Here is a 15,514-nt window from a genome sequence, read left to right on the forward strand (position 1 = left end):
TTGCAGAGGGGATGGATTGTGAAGGCCCGTAGAACGGTATCGTGGGTGGCTGCTGTGGTGACTGCTGGTGTGGCAACTTGGTGGCCGGTTGCGGCACATGCGGATGCTGGTGTCTCGGGCCGGCTATGTGCTGATCCCAATTATGAGTGCACCGTGAGCGTGTATGGAGGTGATGCACGGGAGGTGTCCTATTCGGGGGTCGACGTGACTGGAAAGCCGGGCACCCGGGTGCGGTTGGCGGCCTATTACGTGCGCACCGACGATCACGGCAAGCTGACCAAGCTGGAACGCTTCGTCGTGGGAGACAAGCCGGTGGTCGTCGGGGACACCGGGATCGTGGGCACCAGACTCGGGTTCCCCACCGTTCAGGATGATCCGGCGAAGATTCCCAGCGCATGGGTTTTCGTAGGCCCCGATGATGTGACCTTGGACAACCTCGACAGGGCGGCAGGCAGCTTCGTGCCCTACGGAACGTTGAAACCGACTGTGTTGGGGGACGGCTGGGGACTGGAGAAACCCGTGGGGCAGACGATCGGGGTACGCACCGTCGGGTCGATGCTGACAGGGACGTACCAGATCGAGTACCAGGACGATGCGGGACACTGGGTGAACGTGACCAAGGCCCGGAAAACTAATCCTGATGAGCCTTTTTGCAGTGGCAGCCTTGGGGCGGAGGCGCGTTTCGATAGCCCCGACACGGCCCAGGTGTGTATGGACGACCCCTCCAAGCCGGTCGACATCGGCTACCAGCTGCCACGCGGGATGAGGCATCACCGCTACAAGATGCGGATGACCTCCTATGGCGGTGACGGGTTGATCGTGGTCCACAGCTGGGACGTCGTTCCCTCGGACCACCCCGTGCAGGCCCCCTACAAGGGCACGTTCCGTGAACCGCGCCACAGGGGCGCGTCGAGTCTGGCAGGAGCCGAGGAGAGGCATCCGAGCAACCGAATCGTGCAGGGGGCCGTTGGTGCAGGAGCCGTGGTGGCCGCAGCGGCGATGGCCGGTGCCGGATGGCGAGGACGCCGAATCATGAGAGGACGAGCATGAAACGCGTGCATCCCCTGACGGCCCTGCTGTGGGTCGTCTCGCTGGTGGCCGTGGCGTGGATGGCAGATCAACTCGTGGTGTCACTGACGGCTCTGGTGGCGCTGTGCGTGGTCGCGACGGTGGCAGGTGGTCCCCGACGAGCCGTGTGGCGGCCTGTCCGCGAGATCTGCGTGGTGCTGGTCGTCATCTGGGCACTGCTCCTGGCCGGTGTGCTAGGTCATGTGACGACCACCGGCGGCATCGTGGTGACGTTGCCGTCCATCCTGATCGGCAGCCAGCAGATCGGAGGTGTCGTCCACGTCGGCCCGACGCTGAACGCCGCCAATCATGCCGTGCAGGCGTGTGTGGCAGTGGTTGCCGGGGCGGTGCTGGTGCAGTTGCGCCCCGCCCACGACTGGCTCGACCTGGCCATGTGCTGGCTGGGCCGGGGGGCGCGGGTGATGGCTCCGGGGATGTGCATGGCAGAGGGCGTCTCGGTGGCGGTGGCCGATCGGGTCCGGCTGCGCCGCGGCGGCCTGCGCACCTCGCGTCTGCAGGCTCTGGTCGACGGCATCGATCGTGGCCGCGAGATCGAGGATCGATGGGAGGAGGCCCGGCTTGTGAGATCGCCCCGGTCCTGGTGTCGGGTGCTGGGGGTGGCCGGCACACTCGTCGTGCTGCTGGCGTGCGTCCGTCAGACCATGACGGGCTGGACGCTGTGGCACGGTGCCGCCGTGGACCCCTACTGGGACCGTGCCCTGATGACTGTTGCCGGTCTGTGGGCGCTGGCTGGTCTGGTGGTGCTCATGGTGCACGGGCTGCCCGGGGTGGGGCGGCTGCGACTGGTGGACGTTGCCCTCGTCCTTGCGGTCATCGCAACGGTCGTGGCATGGCTGGTTCGGGGGTGGACGGGGGATGCTGCTGCGTTGGCGACGCCCAGCGGGATGCCCGTCGTGCTGTGTGTCGCCGTGGTGCTCGGTGCGGTCGCCGTGACGGTCACGTTCAACGCTGGAGGTCGACGTGCTCGAGGTTGAGTCGATGTGTGTGGATGTCTCGCGGGTCGGCCGGATCCTGGACGACGTCAGTGTGTGGGCAGGGCAGGGAGTCACCCTTGTCGCGGGCCGCAGTGGCTGCGGATCGACGACCCTGTTGCGTCTCGTCGCAGGGTACCGGGATCGGCAGGTGGTGCGCCGACGGGGCGTGGTCCGACTGTCTGGGCGGCGGATCGACCAGATGAGTCGTGCCGAGCTGCGTCCCCTCCTGACGATGGTGGGGCACCGTCCGCTGGGAGGCGTGATCGACCTCGAGGGTCTCGGAGCCCATGACGTCGAGCTGCGCAGCGTCATCGAGGAGTTGGGGCTCACCCGGTGGTGCGGCACACCAGCGGCACGGATGCCGGCCTGCGTGGCGGCCCGCATGGCACTGGTCGAGGGCATCGCCTCCGAGGCGCCGGTGCTGCTGCTGGACCAGGTGTTGGCACCCATGACGTCGATGTGGCGGTCTCGTGCCGCCTCCTGCATCGCCCGTGTGGCCCGGGCGGGTCGGATCGTCGTATGGGCCGAACATGCCCTGGAACACGCCCTGGGAGTGGCCGACAGCGTCGTGGAGATCGTCGACGGGCACGTCCAGCAGACGGCTGCCCCGTCGTGGTCGTCCAGCCAGCTGCCCCCGACGCCCCTGCAGCAGATTGCTGCCCGATCGGGTGAGCAGTTCTTCACCGATCCGGCCCAGGCCCGCGATCTTCTCGCCGCGGAGGCGGTCACCGCGATGTCTTGTGCCCACCCGCAACAGTCCGAGGGGCCGATACTCGCCCGCGTGGACCCGGCGGGTCTGCGGCTGTCCGGCAGATTGGTTGACGTGCGTGCCGGTCAGGTGCTGGGGGTCGTGTCCCACGACCCGGTTCAGGCGCATCGGGTGGCACGTCGTCTGGCTGCCACGGTGAACCCGTCTGGTCCCGGCGATCGTCTGTTGCGCACCCTGCTGCGTCAGACGAGTGTGCGGCGGGCCTGCGAGCTGGTCGATCGCCGATCCGATCGCTCGGTCGGGGCGAGCATGGAGCTGGCCGACGAGGTGCTGGGGCCGGTGGGTGCGCGTCGCGGTGTCGAGCACGCCGAGGGCCAGCAACGTCTGCTGGCCGACGTGCTGGCGTGCGCAGGCGGTGAGGTCGTGCTGTGGATCGACCCGGGATGGGCGGTCGACGCCGCCAGCGGTGATCGTCTGGTGAAGGCGGTGCGGCAGCGGGGGGCGGCCGTGATCATGGCGTGTCGGGACGTCGACCTGGTGGCCCGATGGTGCGATCGGGTGCTGGTCGTCGATGAGCACGAGGTCGTCGCCGACGGACGCCCCGGCTCCGTGGTGGACGATCTTCCGTGCCCACCCCAGGTGGCCCAGGTGTTCCCCGGCTGTCACGTCGTCAGGGCGACCGATCTGACCCTGGTCCCGGGGGCCGATGCCGTTGCGGAGGGAGGCTGGGCCCATGCGCAACTGGTGTAGTGGAATCGTCACGGCGATACTGGCCGTGGTGACCGGGATGTGGCTCGCCATCCCGCTCATCGACTCGATGCGAGCGGGGACCCGACAGCAGGCCACCGTCGAGGCCCAGGCGATGACCGTGTTCCTCACGGCCGGTCTCGTGCTGCTGGCGGTGTGTCGATGGATCGATGACGGCCGTCGGGTCTGGCGGGTCGGGCTGCTGGTGTGCCTCGTCGTGGTGAATTCGCTGGTGCGGGTGACGATGTCGCCGCGGGTGTTCGGTGTGGAGCCGGTGTTCATCCTGCCCTTCCTGGTCGGGGTGTCGGCAGGGCCGTCGGCAGGATTCCTCGTGGGAGCCGGATCATGTCTGGTCTCCAGCATGCTGGTGGGCACGGTTGACGCGCCGCTGCCCGGACAGATGCTGGCGTGGGGGCTCACCGGGCTCATCGGCTCGGTGCTGGTGCGGGTGCCGGCCAGACCGGCATGGCTGGTCTCGTGGCCACTCGCCGTGCTGTGCGGCCCCGTGCTGGGCGTGATGCTCAACCTCATCGGCTGGCCCACCGACGAGGCCGGTACCGTCGGGCAGGACGGGTCCGACGCCTTCGTGACCGGCCTGTCGAGCACGCAGACGATCCAACGGCTCGTGCGCTACTCGGTGCGCACCTCAATGGGGATCGACCTCACCCGTGGCGTGTGCACCCTGCTCGGCGTCATCATCATCGGCCTGCCGACGATCCGGGCGCTGCGCACCGCCTGGGGCAGTCCCGACCGGCGCACCGACGAGGCCCCGACAAGCCGCAGCACACCGATCAGTTCCGAGGCACTCGAGCGACGAGAACAGGCAAGGACAAGGACGAAGGCATGGTTCACGGACCAGGAGGACACAGCGTGAGCGCAGAGACGACCATGAACATGGGCTGGATGGCAAGGAACCGTCCCCGCCGCGGCGAACCCGACGGACGTGGCGAGTTCGGCAGGCACGGTGGGCCCGGAGGAAACGGCACGCCCGTCGCGAGGGGTAAGTCCAGCACGACGGGGTCGAGGATCGACCCTGCAGAGGTGGACCGGGCACGTCGTCTCGTCGAGACGATCTCGCGAGCCTTCGACTCCAAGGTCGTGGGTCAGGAGGCATTGCGCACGGCACTGCTCGTCGGACTCATCGGCGGGGGTCACGTGCTGCTGGAATCGGTGCCGGGCCTGGCCAAGACGCTGGCGGCCTCCACCCTGGCCTCCACCGTCGATGCCAGTTTCTCGCGCGTGCAGTGCACCCCCGACCTGCTGCCCAGCGACATCATCGGCACCCAGGTGTTCAACCCCGGCAGCAGCACGTTCACCACCGAGCTGGGCCCGGTGCATGCCAACGTCGTGCTGCTGGACGAGATCAACAGGTCCAGCGCCAAGACGCAGGCCGCCATGCTCGAGGCCATGCAGGAGAGGCAGGCGACGATCGGGGGCAAGACGTACCCCATGCCCAACCCGTTCCTCGTGCTGGCGACCCAGAACCCCATCGACGAGGAGGGCACCTACGTGCTGCCCCAGGCGCAGATGGACCGTTTCCTGCTCAAGGTGATCGTCGACTATCCCTCGCCGGCCGACGAGGTGGAGATGTTGCGCCGCCTCAAGTCCGGCGCGCTCGAGTCACGCACCGTGTCTGCGGTGGTGAGCCGCAACGACGTGCTGTGGCTGCAGGGCCTGTCGCGCCGTGTCCACGTGGACGAGTCCCTGCTGCACTACATCGTCCAGATCGTCCATGCGACCCGGCACGCCGGCGACTACCTTCCCCAGGAGCAGGCCCGCTACCTGGAGTACGGCGCCAGCCCACGTGCCACCATCGCATTCGTCGAGGCAGCCTGTGCCCACGCACTCATGCACGGACGTGACCACGTGATCCCCGACGACGTGCGGGCGATGCGCCACATGATCCTTCGTCATCGGCTCATCCTCACCTTCGAGGCCGTCGCCACCCAGGTACCCGTCGAGGAGATCATCGACGGCATCTTCGGCGCCGTGCCCACTCCCTGACCATGGCGTACCTCACAGCTGTCCAAGGACGCCTGGGGCTGTACCCGAGACGTCTGGTCATGGGTCTGCTCGACGGCCAGTACGCGTCGATGACCACGGGGCGCAGCATGGACTTCGACGATCTGCGCTCCTACGTGCCCGGCGACGACGTCAAGGACATCGACTGGAAGTCCTCGGCACGTGCCGGGGAGCTGCTCATCAAGAGCTATCGGGCCGAGCGCAGGCACACCCTCGCGTTCGTCGTGCCGACCGGTGGATCGCTGGCCAGTGCCGCCACGCTCACCCACTCCAAGATCGACGTGGTGCTTGCCACGATCGGGGTGCTGGCATGGGTGGCGTGCCACCAGGGCGACTACGTCACCGTCGTGGCCCCCGGTCAGGACGGTCCGAGCGTGGCGCGACCGTCGTACCGGGACACACAGATCGAGCACATGCTCGCCGGGCTCGACGCCGGATGTCGTCTGGAGGCACCCGATCCCGATCTGGTGGAGCTGCTCGACCTGACCGCCTCGGGGCTGCGTCGTCGCTGCATCGTCGTTGTCGTACTGGACGACTGGGATCCCCGTCCTGCAGACGTGGATGCCCTGGCGAGTCTGTGCGCCCGCCACGAGGTGCTCGCCATCGAGGTGTCCGATCTCGACCTCACCGATCCGGCCCTGGCCGCCGTGCCGACCCGTGACCAGGCAAGTGGCCAGCCCGTACCGGGATTCGTGGCCCGGGACCGGCAGGTGCGTGAGCAGGCCGTGGCCGCCCGACAGGAGCGAGCCAGGCGCCGCGGCCACACCCTGGACCGGCTCGGCATCGTCCACGAGTCCGTTGCCGACGTGGACGACTCGATTGCCGCGATCGTCCGACTCCTCGAGAGGATGCGTCATGCCTCCCGTCACTAGTGCCTCACCAGGGCTGCTGCCCGTGCTGGACCTGTACCCGCCCGTCTCACACGACTCGAGATGGTGGTGGGTGGTCCTTGGCTGCCTGGTCGCGGTCGCAGCCGTGCTGTGGGGGTGTCGTCGCGTCCTGACGAGAATCGACGTCGCAGCCACGGCAGAGGGGCCGGCAACGCTGGAGACGATCCGTGCCACGGCACTACGAGATCTCGATGCCGCCGCCGACGCCTGTCGACGTGGTGAGCCAGACCGTGCCGTGTGCCGAGACATCAGCATGGCCCTGCGCAGGTTCGCCGCGCTCGCCTGCGACAGCGACCTGGACTACGAGGGGTTGGACGAACTCTCTCGCCATGCCGAGGAGGACCCGCGGCTCGATCCGGTCGTCGCGGTCGTCGGACGGTGCTATGCGGTGGAGTTCGACCCGAAGGGCCACGGCGTCGATACCGACGAGCTGCTGGCCGATGCCGTGAGGACGGTGCGCTCATGGACCTGATGTGGTGGTGGATGTGGCCGATCGTCGTCGTCGCGGTCGCCATGACGGTTCTCATCGGGCTGGTGCTGCGCCGTCACGAGAGCATCGAGCGACTTGCAGTGGCACATGTCGACCGACTGCGTGCCCTTCCCGCCTACCGGGATCACGCCCGGCGACGCGTTCGCTGTCTGGTGGTCGAGGTGGTGTGCTGGGCGGTGGCGGCCTGTGGAGTCGGTCTGGTGGCCGCCAGATTGCAGGGGATCGACGATGACGATCGTCAGATACGTACCCGTGATGTCATGCTGTGCCTCGACGTGTCCGGCTCGATGGAGGGGGTGGATCGTCAGGTCATCAACACCTACATCCAGCTGGCCGATCGCATCACCGACGACCGGATCGGATTCGTCATGTTCGACTCCTCGTCGGTGACGGTGTTTCCCCTCACCCACGACCGGGACATCGTCAAGACTGGGTTGAAACAGGCCAGGGACCAGCTCGACCGGGCCGACCTCCCCTCCGGGGTACGCTACGGTCCGGGCGGGTCGCTGGTCGGTGATGGCCTGGCCTCCTGTCTCAGCAGGTTCGACCAGCTCGATCAGCCCCGGTCTCGAAGCATCGTACTCGCCACCGACAACATGAACGCCGGCCCCTCGGTCTACACCCTGCCCCAGGCCATCGACTTGGCTGTGAAACGCCACATCATGGTCTTCGGCATCGTCCCCGAGAACACCGATCTCGATGCCCGGGCGGCCGGTGACGAGTTGCACCAGCAGGTACTGCGTACCCACGGCCAGACCCTGACGATCCCCTCCGACGGGCAGGCCGATACGGCAGACATCGCCCACCGCATCCAGTCACAGGCCAAGAAGGCGGTCATGGCCATGGCCACCCACCGCTCCTACGACAGGCCCTGGCCGGGGGCGCTCATGGTCGGCATCGGGACGCTCGGTGCCATGGTTGCTCGGCGACGGGAGGAACGATGAGTTTTCACCCACACCCCCTCACCGTGGGGTTTGCCGTTCTCCTGCTCGTCGTCGCCGTGTGGTTCGGGGTGCGCAGTCGTCACACCCGCGGCAGGATCGCCACGATGGTGCTGGACATCGTGCTGGCCGTGCTCGTCGGACTCATCGGGATGCACCCCGTGATCGGTGAGTCCGGACGGGAGAACTCCACCGTGGACGCCGACATCGTTCTCATGGTCGACACGACCACCTCGATGGCAGCCCGCGACCACGGGAGCAAGACGCGTCTTTCCGGGGCGATTCGCGACATCGCGCAGCTCGCCTCGGCCTTCAGCGGTGCCCGGTTCACGCTCGTCACCTTCGACAACGAGGCCCGCGTGGCGGTGGCCTCGACCACCGACACCGGCACGATCGTCTCCGCAGCGAACTCCCTCACCTGGCGTGAGGACACCAAGGGCACCGGCACCGACATCGGCGTGGGGGTACCTGCCGCCGTCGAAGCCCTGCAGAAGGCCCGAGAATCGGCACCCCAGGCCACTAGGATGGTCTTCTACCTGGGCGACGGGGAGCAGACGGCCACCAGGGCACCCGGCTCCTTTGCGGCGCTCAAACCCCTGGTGACCAGCGGTACCATCTACGCTTACGGCACCGCCAAGGGGGCACCGATGGCCCGCTCGGCCTTCGACTCCAGCGACGTCACCTACCACGGTCGCAAGGCCATCTCCCACGCCGACCACGCCACGCTGACCACCGCCGCTCGTCAGGCGGGTCTGTCGTTCGCTGCCCGGTCACCGGGCAGGACGCTCACCCCGCCCCAGGTGTCGCTGAACCGCACCAGCCATGAGGAGCAGATGAGCGCGGGCACGGACCTGGCGTGGATCCTCGGCCTCGTCGCTGCCGCCGACGTCGCCGCCCAACTGACCATGAGCGCTCGCCGACTGCGCCGGGCACGAAAGGACGTCCCATGAGAGGCTCCCGCCGCACCCGTCAGACCGATCCGCGACGCTCCCGGCGGGACGTGATGAGCCACGGGCAGGCTCGTCGGGCACGCCGGGCCACCATCGGGATGACGGCGCTGCTCGTCGCCGTTCTCGTGCTCACCGCATGTCGACTCGCCGCCACCTTGGTGTGTGACCGGCTCGGCAGCGGAGCCTTCACCTCCCAACAGTACGACCAGGCCGAGCGCTACTTCGGGGCGAACATGAGGCTCAACGTCACCGAGCCGTGGATCGCCAGCTACGACCGCGGCACTGCCCGAGCAGCCGAGAGCAACTACGCCGACGCCGAGGATGACCTTCGCATCGCACTCGACAAGGCACCGCAGGAGTACAGGTGCCGGGTGGGCATGAACCTGGTGTGGACGATGGAGGAATCGGCGACGATGCAGAACCTCAACCGTGGCACGGCCAAGGCCGGCACGTTGAGGGAGGCCAAGGACATTGCGCAACGGCTCAGGTGCCAGGGCAGAACCACTGCACCCCAGTCCCACACCCGGCAGACCTCGGACGACCAGAGGACCGAACAGTCCACGACGATGAAACGCCTCGATGAGGAGATGAAACAGGACATGCAGGGTTCTCAGTCGCAGGACAAGGAATCGTCGCGTAGGAATGATTCCGAGCAGCAGCGGGAGAAGGACCTGTCGACGAAAAACCAGCAGGCCCTCAATGAGCAGAAGCGGGACACCCAGAACGACGGGTCATCCCAGAAGACGTCAAGTGGCCCCACGGCACCGCCGCCGTCCGGGGGAGTTCCGGACCGGAAGGGCTGGTGAGATCCTGGCGGTGAGGGGAGCTTTCCCAATACATGTGGGGTATTGTGTTCGCTGTCAGCCTGATGGGGGTTGATGCCCGGGTGGTGTGGGGAAGTCGGTGGGAGTCCGGCGCTGTCCCGCAACCGTGACCACATTTCGTGTGGAAGTCGGAGTACCAGGCCACCGGTGGGGAGTGGTTTCTGGTTCCGTCGAGGGTTACGGATCGGCACCGACGCATGTCACGCCTGTGCTGCCCCGTGGCTCCCCTCGGAACGCTCCACGATCAAGGAGTGGCCATGGCAGTAGAAGCAACGACGACGTGCAAGCGTGTGGTGGGCCCGGTGGTGGCTGCCGCACTGATGGTAGGCGCAGTGGGGGCGGTTCCTGCCCAGGCATCTCAGACGTCTGGGCCTGCCGACTATGCCGCCCAGGCCGGCAGGGCGGCCGACTACATCGATGGTCACAGTGCCGACCTGATGAAGGGCAAGTTGGGGCCGCAGTTGGATGGGGCTCTGGCGTTGGTGGCGGCGGGCAAGAAGGATTCGCCTACCGTCGCCAAGGTCAAGGACACCATCAAGGCTCAGGGGCCGAGTTACTGCACTAAGACGAATGTGGGTGGATGTGCGAAGGTGACGATCACCCTGTTGGCTCTTGGTGAGTCGACCACCTATGACGGGCTCGACTATGCCAAACCGGTGACTTCGGAGTCCCAGTTCAAGGAGTATCCAATGAGTCAGGCGTTGGACATGATTGCCCTGGAGCGGTTGGGCAAACCCATCCCGCAGAAGCTGCTCGACTCGGTGACCAAGTATGCGACGACAACCCCAATGCTGCCGGCGGGGATGTGGGGACTGGTCAGTACCGATGGGGTTATGCTCACCGCCTTGTCTCATGTGGAGTTTCCGGACAAGCAGAAGGCTGTCACGAGTCTTGTCAAGCGTCTCGACGACGACCGGCAAGGTGACGGGTGGGGCATAAAGGATCACGGTGCGAATGTGCGTGCGACCACGCGGGTGGCACCGGGACTGTACCGGGCCGGGGATGCCGCCCACAGGGCGCAGGCCGTGGCCGGCCAGAAGTGGCTTGCCGCCCAGCAGCGGCCTGACGGATCATTCCCGGCATACTACTCCCCGATGCTGGCGACGATACAGGCGGTACCGGTGCTGCGTGGTCTGCAGTCCTTCGACACCATCGGGACCCATCAGCCCCGCAGGCTGGTGACAATGACCGTCCTGGGCGACTCGTACTCGGCAGGCAACGGAACCCTGAAAGATGGGTATCCGGCCGATGGATCGTATCGCAGCCCCAAGAACTACGGTTCGGTACTCACCGGCATGCTCAACCAGAAAAGCACGGACACAACCTACCAACTCGACGTGAAAGCCTGGAGTGGCGCCCAGATCGCCACCGGAGACCACAACATCATCAGCCAAGCCGATACCATGGATCCCCACACCGGCGTGGTCCTCATGACCGCCGGAGGCAACGACCTCAACTTCGCCAACGTCGCCGACATGTGTCTTGCTGAGAGACAGAAGCTGGGCGGGTGCCCCGGGATGGTTGATACAGCTCGTAAGAAACTTGGTGCCACGATGACGAACACGGTGACATTGCTGTCACATATCCAGCACCGACTGGCGGATCCGGCTCACACCCGTGTCATCCTGATCGGCTACCCCTACCTCGTCCCCGCCAGATACGATGCCCCCTTCACGGATGTGCCTGCGACTCAGGTACGGGCCGCCGAGGACGAGTTCCGCACCAAGCAGGCCGCCACCATCAAGGCTTGGAACCAGACCCATGCCCTCAAAGTGGCCTACGCCCCCACCACCAGCCTGTTCAACACCCACGAACCTTACCCATTTGTCGTACGGCCTCAAAACCAGTATCGGTGGATCAACGGCATTCTCGAAACGGCAGGAGAACGCGGAGACGACGGGAAAACCCATGCAGATGTAGTATCGCCTTTCGGCGGGTATAACCCAAATTTTTTTCATCCGAATGTGATTGGCCATGAAAAGATTGCCGGGATGGTGCGTCCCTTGGTCAAATCGCCGAGGATGTATGGCCTGTCTTCCGGTGTCTCGCAGGTGGCATCGGTGCCGGGGGTGCGGATGCGTGCCGACGTCATCGGGCAAAACCTGGTACGTGCAGGTGAACCCCTCGAATTGGACGCCTCCTCGTCCTACACCTCCACCGGACACATCCGACGTTGGCAATGGGACCTGGACGGGGACGGCCACTACGAAATCGACAGTGCCACCCCCGAAATCAGCCGAACCCTGACCCGACTGGGGAAAAACCAGGCACACCTACGCATCACCGACACCACCGGAACCAGTGACACCCTCACCTTCCCCATCCACGTCACCCGAGACGGCGACGGCGTGCCCGACAACCAGGACAACTGCCCCACCATCGCCAACCAAGACCAGACCGACACCGACCACAACGGTGTAGGAGACGCCTGCGACCCCCACACCAAGGCACCACGATGACCACCCACAAAGACACAACCAAACAACAGCACCATCACGCACCACTCAACGGCCTCATCATCGGCACCATCGTCGGTGTGGCTTGGCCCACGGTATTCGGGATACTTCATGTACGAGAAACGCTAGTTCTCGTTCCCAAGGCGTACCCCCCCGTATTTACCATGTCGTTTATTTTCCCTCTGGTTGGGTGGCTCACAGGATTGTGGGAACGGAAGGTGTACGCGTGCGACGACCCGAAGAACCGGAGACTCAAAACCAAAATCATAGGTGCCGTCATGGCAACTTTCACTGGCGTGCTCATGTTCTCGACTCACTTTGCTCTTGTAAATGATGAGCTTCTCCTCAACATGGAAGCAGCAGTGCACCCGCTTCCGTTGGCAGTGTTTCCTTGTGCCGGGCTAATCCTCAGTGATATCGGAATCAGACTCAAGAAAAGTGAAATCCCTTTTACTTTTAGCATGAGCATTGCTTCAACGGTCATACTTTTCATAACAGTGGCAGTGTGGTTTTACGTTTTCGGCATTACGAAACTATCCTTGTCCTCTCATTCTTGACGCCCCACACTGTCCCAGTGAGACGTGCCGATGGATGCGGCCAAGTGTGCACAATTCTTAACGGTGACACGAGTTTCAGGGAGCTCCCCTTGCCACAGAGACCACGATGTTCCCATTACCAGACAACCGCTCAGCTGCCAGCAAGAACCAAACTAAGAATTAAGAGCGGAAGGCACCACGATGACCACCCACGACAACACAACCGACCAGCAATACCATCGCGCCCCCTCAACGGCCTCATCATCGGCACCATCGTCGGAGCCGTCTGGGCGATTGTATTCGTCGTGTTTTCCAAGGTGAGGTGGTTCACCTCCCCGAGATTCGCGTGGATGACCTTCATGGGAGCGACGTAAAACAAAAATACTTTACGCTGCAACGCTAAGCATGATCGGAATCGCCACCGCAGCAATCTTCTTCTCTGACTTCTTTCAGGACCCACAATCTCTTGGGTCACAGCTCGACACAGCCCCAAAAATCGGGGCACTTATCCTATATCTGCTGGCACTGATTCCATTCCCATGTGGTGGATGGGCGCTCGGCGCTATTCGAATGAACAACGGCATGGATTTCCGTGGAATTTTCGCATCGATGACGCTCATGTCGATCATTGTTCTGTTGTTGTGCTTCATATGTTGGTTCGCCATAATGGTAGTTTTCTGGTTCTGGATATGGATAATTTTCTGACCGCACTCCAAAATATGACTACACAATCACTGACAGCCAAGGCACCTAGGCAGCCCTGTCACCCCGATGATGAAACCGTGAGGCGCGGATGACAGCAACACCTGACCAGCAGTACCACCGCGCACCCCTCAACGGCCTCATCATCGGCACCATCGTCGGAGCCGTCTGCGCGGCCGTGTTCCTCTTGGCTTCCGAGGGAACGGAGTTCAATCTCGCAATATTGGCGGTCGCCTTGGGATTGGTGTTGTCGTTTTCTCTACTCGGATGGATTGACGGTCTGTGCGAAAGAAGCATCATTTCGCACAGACCCTTGTCCGCGCAGCGGCGTGACATCAAGATGCTCCATGCTGTTACCACGACCTTGATCGGGGTCATCCCGGCCATTGCCTTCTATTCCATCAGCACGGATCGGGATCCGATGAGCGTACCCCGTAACGCAGCTTTCAGTTGGAAGGCGTTGGTTCTGTACGTGCTGCCGCTGATCCCATTCCCCCTCGCTGGTTGGACCCTTGGTGTCATCCGGGTGAGCAACGATAGCCGCAGAGTCATTCCAACGATGACTCTCATGGTGCTTGTGCTGCTGTCCCTGTGTGTGGGGTTTTGGCTTTTTTTCAGCTTGTACCTTCATATATTATTCTTTTTCGCACCCTGAATGGTCTCTCTGTATGACGACAAGCGTCATGATCGTTTAGCTCGGCTGTGAGCATATGTGTTATCATGACAATATCTGGTTAAACTGCGTCCCACCGAACTGGATAGCTGCTGCGTATCCTCCAGTAACACAGCTCCTCCTTAACAGGTCTGAAATTGGCGTGCAAGCGCCTCAGAAAATCGAACCTAAACCCTCGGAAAGAATCTGATGAGATGTTTCTGATAACCACAGCTGCCGTAGCGAGAATCGCTGCGGCACTGGCCCTGGCACCCTCGCCATCGACCTTCAGCCTCGCCAGCGCAACCGAGACACAGCGATGACGACATGTGAGAACGCAGCGCAGCAGCAGTACCGTCGCGCGCCCCTCAACGGCCTCATCATCGGCATCATCGTCGGAGCCGTCTGGGCAGTTGAGTTTTTATTACCTTTCTTATTTCCGATGGGCGGGTATTCACGGAACATCAAAATGGCTTTTATTGCCTTGGCCTTACCTGTGCTTGGATGGATAACTGGTTTGTGGGGCAGAACAGCCTACGGTTGCGCAACCCCGGCGAAAAAGAAACGTAGAGTCAAGATGGTTGGCATCGTCATGACAACCACCACTGGGATACTTGTGTCCATCACTTTTTACAGTCTTGTTGCGGGTATGGAAACTTTTGAGGTACCAGATGATTCCACTTTCAGTTGCAAAGCTTTTGTTATGTTCCTGGCTCCCTTGCTCGTGTTTCCCATTACCGGGTGGGGGCTCAGTATTGCTAAAGTTAATACTCCGAGTGATCGCCACTCGGTAATCTCAAAGATGAGCGCCTGGGTTGCTCTTGGTCTATATCTGTCTACAGCGGCTTGGTTCGCAATTAGCTTATTTTTAAATACATTATTCTTTTTTGAGTTCTAAATACATTCCCACGACGCGCTACTCGTCTGACGTTAAGGCACCACGATGACCATCCACAACAACACACCCAAGGATCAGTACCGTCGCGAACCCCTCAACGGCCTCATCATCGGAGTCATCGCTGGAGTCTGCTGGGTTGTCGTGCTGCGGATTCCCGATGTTCTTCCGGTGAGTGATGGTTCGGGGAACGTGAGGTTGGATCTTGTCGCAATTGCGTTTCCCGTACTGGGATGGGTTTCTGGTTTGTGGGGGAGGAAGGTTCGTCCCTGTGGGAACCCGGCTGACAGGGGGCGCAGGGCTCTGATGATCGGTGTTGTCATGTCCACCCTCCTCGGGATTCTGCTGACGATCGTCTACCACGGTTTCGTACCGAAGCCGAAATACATGGAGATGCCAGCTGGCACCGCCCTCAGCGGCAGGGCCTTCGTCGTCTATTTGATTCCCTTGGCGGTATTCATCCTTGCAGGATGGGTTCTGGGGAAAACGCGAGAACATATTTACACGAATGGTGGATCAGTAATCCTGCGAATGGGTTTCATGGCTGTTCTTGTTCTGACGTGCTCCGTGATTCTCTGGAGCCAACTTGTCTGGTTGCTGATACTCCTCATCTTCCCTTGGACCCTGTGAGCTGTCT

At 63.3% G+C, this 15,514-nt stretch carries 16 protein-coding genes; all 16 read left to right on the forward strand.

Features of this window, described 5'->3' with window-relative positions:
* Positions 1–153: 153 nt before the first annotated feature.
* The 16 genes from ACUCCZ_RS02670 to ACUCCZ_RS02745 all read left to right on the forward strand — a co-directional run bounded on the left by ACUCCZ_RS02670 (position 154) and on the right by ACUCCZ_RS02745 (position 15,507).
* Positions 154–1,050 carry a hypothetical protein gene (locus ACUCCZ_RS02670; protein WP_323463860.1) on the forward strand — a complete coding sequence of 299 codons (897 nt, stop codon included), beginning with the start codon at positions 154–156 and terminating at the stop codon, positions 1,048–1,050.
* Positions 1,047–2,063, forward strand: coding sequence for an energy-coupling factor transporter transmembrane component T family protein (locus tag ACUCCZ_RS02675; protein ID WP_063279891.1), 1,017 nt, complete (start codon positions 1,047–1,049; stop codon positions 2,061–2,063). The genes ACUCCZ_RS02670 and ACUCCZ_RS02675 overlap by 4 nt, the downstream gene beginning before the upstream one ends.
* Positions 2,050–3,522, forward strand: coding sequence for an ATP-binding cassette domain-containing protein (locus ACUCCZ_RS02680; protein ID WP_435917731.1), 1,473 nt, complete (start codon positions 2,050–2,052; stop codon positions 3,520–3,522). The genes ACUCCZ_RS02675 and ACUCCZ_RS02680 overlap by 14 nt, the downstream gene beginning before the upstream one ends.
* Positions 3,506–4,393: an ECF transporter S component family protein gene (locus ACUCCZ_RS02685; protein WP_021105648.1), complete on the forward strand. Its 888-nt coding sequence runs from the start codon at positions 3,506–3,508 to the stop codon at positions 4,391–4,393. The genes ACUCCZ_RS02680 and ACUCCZ_RS02685 overlap by 17 nt, the downstream gene beginning before the upstream one ends.
* A 14-nt stretch (positions 4,394–4,407) precedes the next feature.
* Positions 4,408–5,523 (forward strand): AAA family ATPase, encoded by a 1,116-nt coding sequence (locus ACUCCZ_RS02690; protein ID WP_435917966.1) that lies wholly within the window; start codon positions 4,408–4,410, stop codon positions 5,521–5,523.
* A 2-nt stretch (positions 5,524–5,525) separates the two neighbouring features.
* Positions 5,526–6,413 (forward strand): DUF58 domain-containing protein, encoded by an 888-nt coding sequence (locus ACUCCZ_RS02695; RefSeq protein WP_435917730.1) that lies wholly within the window; start codon positions 5,526–5,528, stop codon positions 6,411–6,413.
* Positions 6,397–6,903, forward strand: coding sequence for a hypothetical protein (locus ACUCCZ_RS02700; RefSeq protein ID WP_435917729.1), 507 nt, complete (start codon positions 6,397–6,399; stop codon positions 6,901–6,903). The genes ACUCCZ_RS02695 and ACUCCZ_RS02700 overlap by 17 nt, the downstream gene beginning before the upstream one ends.
* On the forward strand, positions 6,894–7,865 hold the full coding sequence (locus ACUCCZ_RS02705) for a vWA domain-containing protein (RefSeq protein WP_435917728.1): 972 nt from the start codon (positions 6,894–6,896) through the stop codon (positions 7,863–7,865). Before ACUCCZ_RS02700 ends, ACUCCZ_RS02705 begins: the two co-directional genes overlap by 10 nt.
* On the forward strand, positions 7,862–8,812 hold the full coding sequence (locus ACUCCZ_RS02710; protein WP_021105642.1) for a vWA domain-containing protein: 951 nt from the start codon (positions 7,862–7,864) through the stop codon (positions 8,810–8,812). The genes ACUCCZ_RS02705 and ACUCCZ_RS02710 overlap by 4 nt, the downstream gene beginning before the upstream one ends.
* The gene (locus tag ACUCCZ_RS02715) at positions 8,809–9,618 is read left to right on the forward strand and encodes a tetratricopeptide repeat protein (RefSeq protein WP_435917727.1); all 810 of its coding nucleotides are present in this window, start codon (positions 8,809–8,811) and stop codon (positions 9,616–9,618) included. Before ACUCCZ_RS02710 ends, ACUCCZ_RS02715 begins: the two co-directional genes overlap by 4 nt.
* 338 nt (positions 9,619–9,956) lie before the next feature.
* Positions 9,957–12,095 carry a PKD domain-containing protein gene (locus tag ACUCCZ_RS02720; protein WP_435917965.1) on the forward strand — a complete coding sequence of 713 codons (2,139 nt, stop codon included), beginning with the start codon at positions 9,957–9,959 and terminating at the stop codon, positions 12,093–12,095.
* Complete coding sequence (locus ACUCCZ_RS02725; protein WP_277101963.1) at positions 12,092–12,649, forward strand: adhesin; 558 nt, start codon at positions 12,092–12,094, stop codon at positions 12,647–12,649. The genes ACUCCZ_RS02720 and ACUCCZ_RS02725 overlap by 4 nt, the downstream gene beginning before the upstream one ends.
* Before the next feature lie 384 nt (positions 12,650–13,033).
* A complete protein-coding gene (locus ACUCCZ_RS02730; protein WP_462981545.1) occupies positions 13,034–13,333 on the forward strand; it encodes a hypothetical protein in 300 nt (99 codons plus the stop codon).
* Between the two features lie 88 nt (positions 13,334–13,421).
* Positions 13,422–13,985: a hypothetical protein gene (locus tag ACUCCZ_RS02735; RefSeq protein WP_435917726.1), complete on the forward strand. Its 564-nt coding sequence runs from the start codon at positions 13,422–13,424 to the stop codon at positions 13,983–13,985.
* A 316-nt stretch (positions 13,986–14,301) separates the two neighbouring features.
* Positions 14,302–14,880, forward strand: coding sequence for a hypothetical protein (locus ACUCCZ_RS02740; protein WP_435917725.1), 579 nt, complete (start codon positions 14,302–14,304; stop codon positions 14,878–14,880).
* Positions 14,881–14,925: 45 nt separating this feature from the next.
* Positions 14,926–15,507 (forward strand): hypothetical protein, encoded by a 582-nt coding sequence (locus ACUCCZ_RS02745; protein ID WP_435917724.1) that lies wholly within the window; start codon positions 14,926–14,928, stop codon positions 15,505–15,507.
* The last annotated feature ends 7 nt before the right edge of the window (positions 15,508–15,514 follow it).

The organism is Cutibacterium nasicola, assembly GCF_052654715.2.

Coding starts and splice junctions, on each gene's coding strand:
- ACUCCZ_RS02675 (WP_063279891.1), top strand. CDS start 1,047: ATGAAACGCGTGCATCCCCTGACGGCCCTGCTGTGGGTCGTCTCGCTG.
- ACUCCZ_RS02685 (WP_021105648.1), top strand. CDS start 3,506: ATGCGCAACTGGTGTAGTGGAATCGTCACGGCGATACTGGCCGTGGTG.
- ACUCCZ_RS02690 (WP_435917966.1), top strand. CDS start 4,408: ATGAACATGGGCTGGATGGCAAGGAACCGTCCCCGCCGCGGCGAACCC.
- ACUCCZ_RS02695 (WP_435917730.1), top strand. CDS start 5,526: ATGGCGTACCTCACAGCTGTCCAAGGACGCCTGGGGCTGTACCCGAGA.
- ACUCCZ_RS02700 (WP_435917729.1), top strand. CDS start 6,397: ATGCCTCCCGTCACTAGTGCCTCACCAGGGCTGCTGCCCGTGCTGGAC.
- ACUCCZ_RS02705 (WP_435917728.1), top strand. CDS start 6,894: ATGGACCTGATGTGGTGGTGGATGTGGCCGATCGTCGTCGTCGCGGTC.
- ACUCCZ_RS02710 (WP_021105642.1), top strand. CDS start 7,862: ATGAGTTTTCACCCACACCCCCTCACCGTGGGGTTTGCCGTTCTCCTG.
- ACUCCZ_RS02715 (WP_435917727.1), top strand. CDS start 8,809: ATGAGAGGCTCCCGCCGCACCCGTCAGACCGATCCGCGACGCTCCCGG.
- ACUCCZ_RS02720 (WP_435917965.1), top strand. CDS start 9,957: ATGGTAGGCGCAGTGGGGGCGGTTCCTGCCCAGGCATCTCAGACGTCT.
- ACUCCZ_RS02725 (WP_277101963.1), top strand. CDS start 12,092: ATGACCACCCACAAAGACACAACCAAACAACAGCACCATCACGCACCA.
- ACUCCZ_RS02730 (WP_462981545.1), top strand. CDS start 13,034: ATGATCGGAATCGCCACCGCAGCAATCTTCTTCTCTGACTTCTTTCAG.
- ACUCCZ_RS02735 (WP_435917726.1), top strand. CDS start 13,422: ATGACAGCAACACCTGACCAGCAGTACCACCGCGCACCCCTCAACGGC.
- ACUCCZ_RS02740 (WP_435917725.1), top strand. CDS start 14,302: ATGACGACATGTGAGAACGCAGCGCAGCAGCAGTACCGTCGCGCGCCC.
- ACUCCZ_RS02745 (WP_435917724.1), top strand. CDS start 14,926: ATGACCATCCACAACAACACACCCAAGGATCAGTACCGTCGCGAACCC.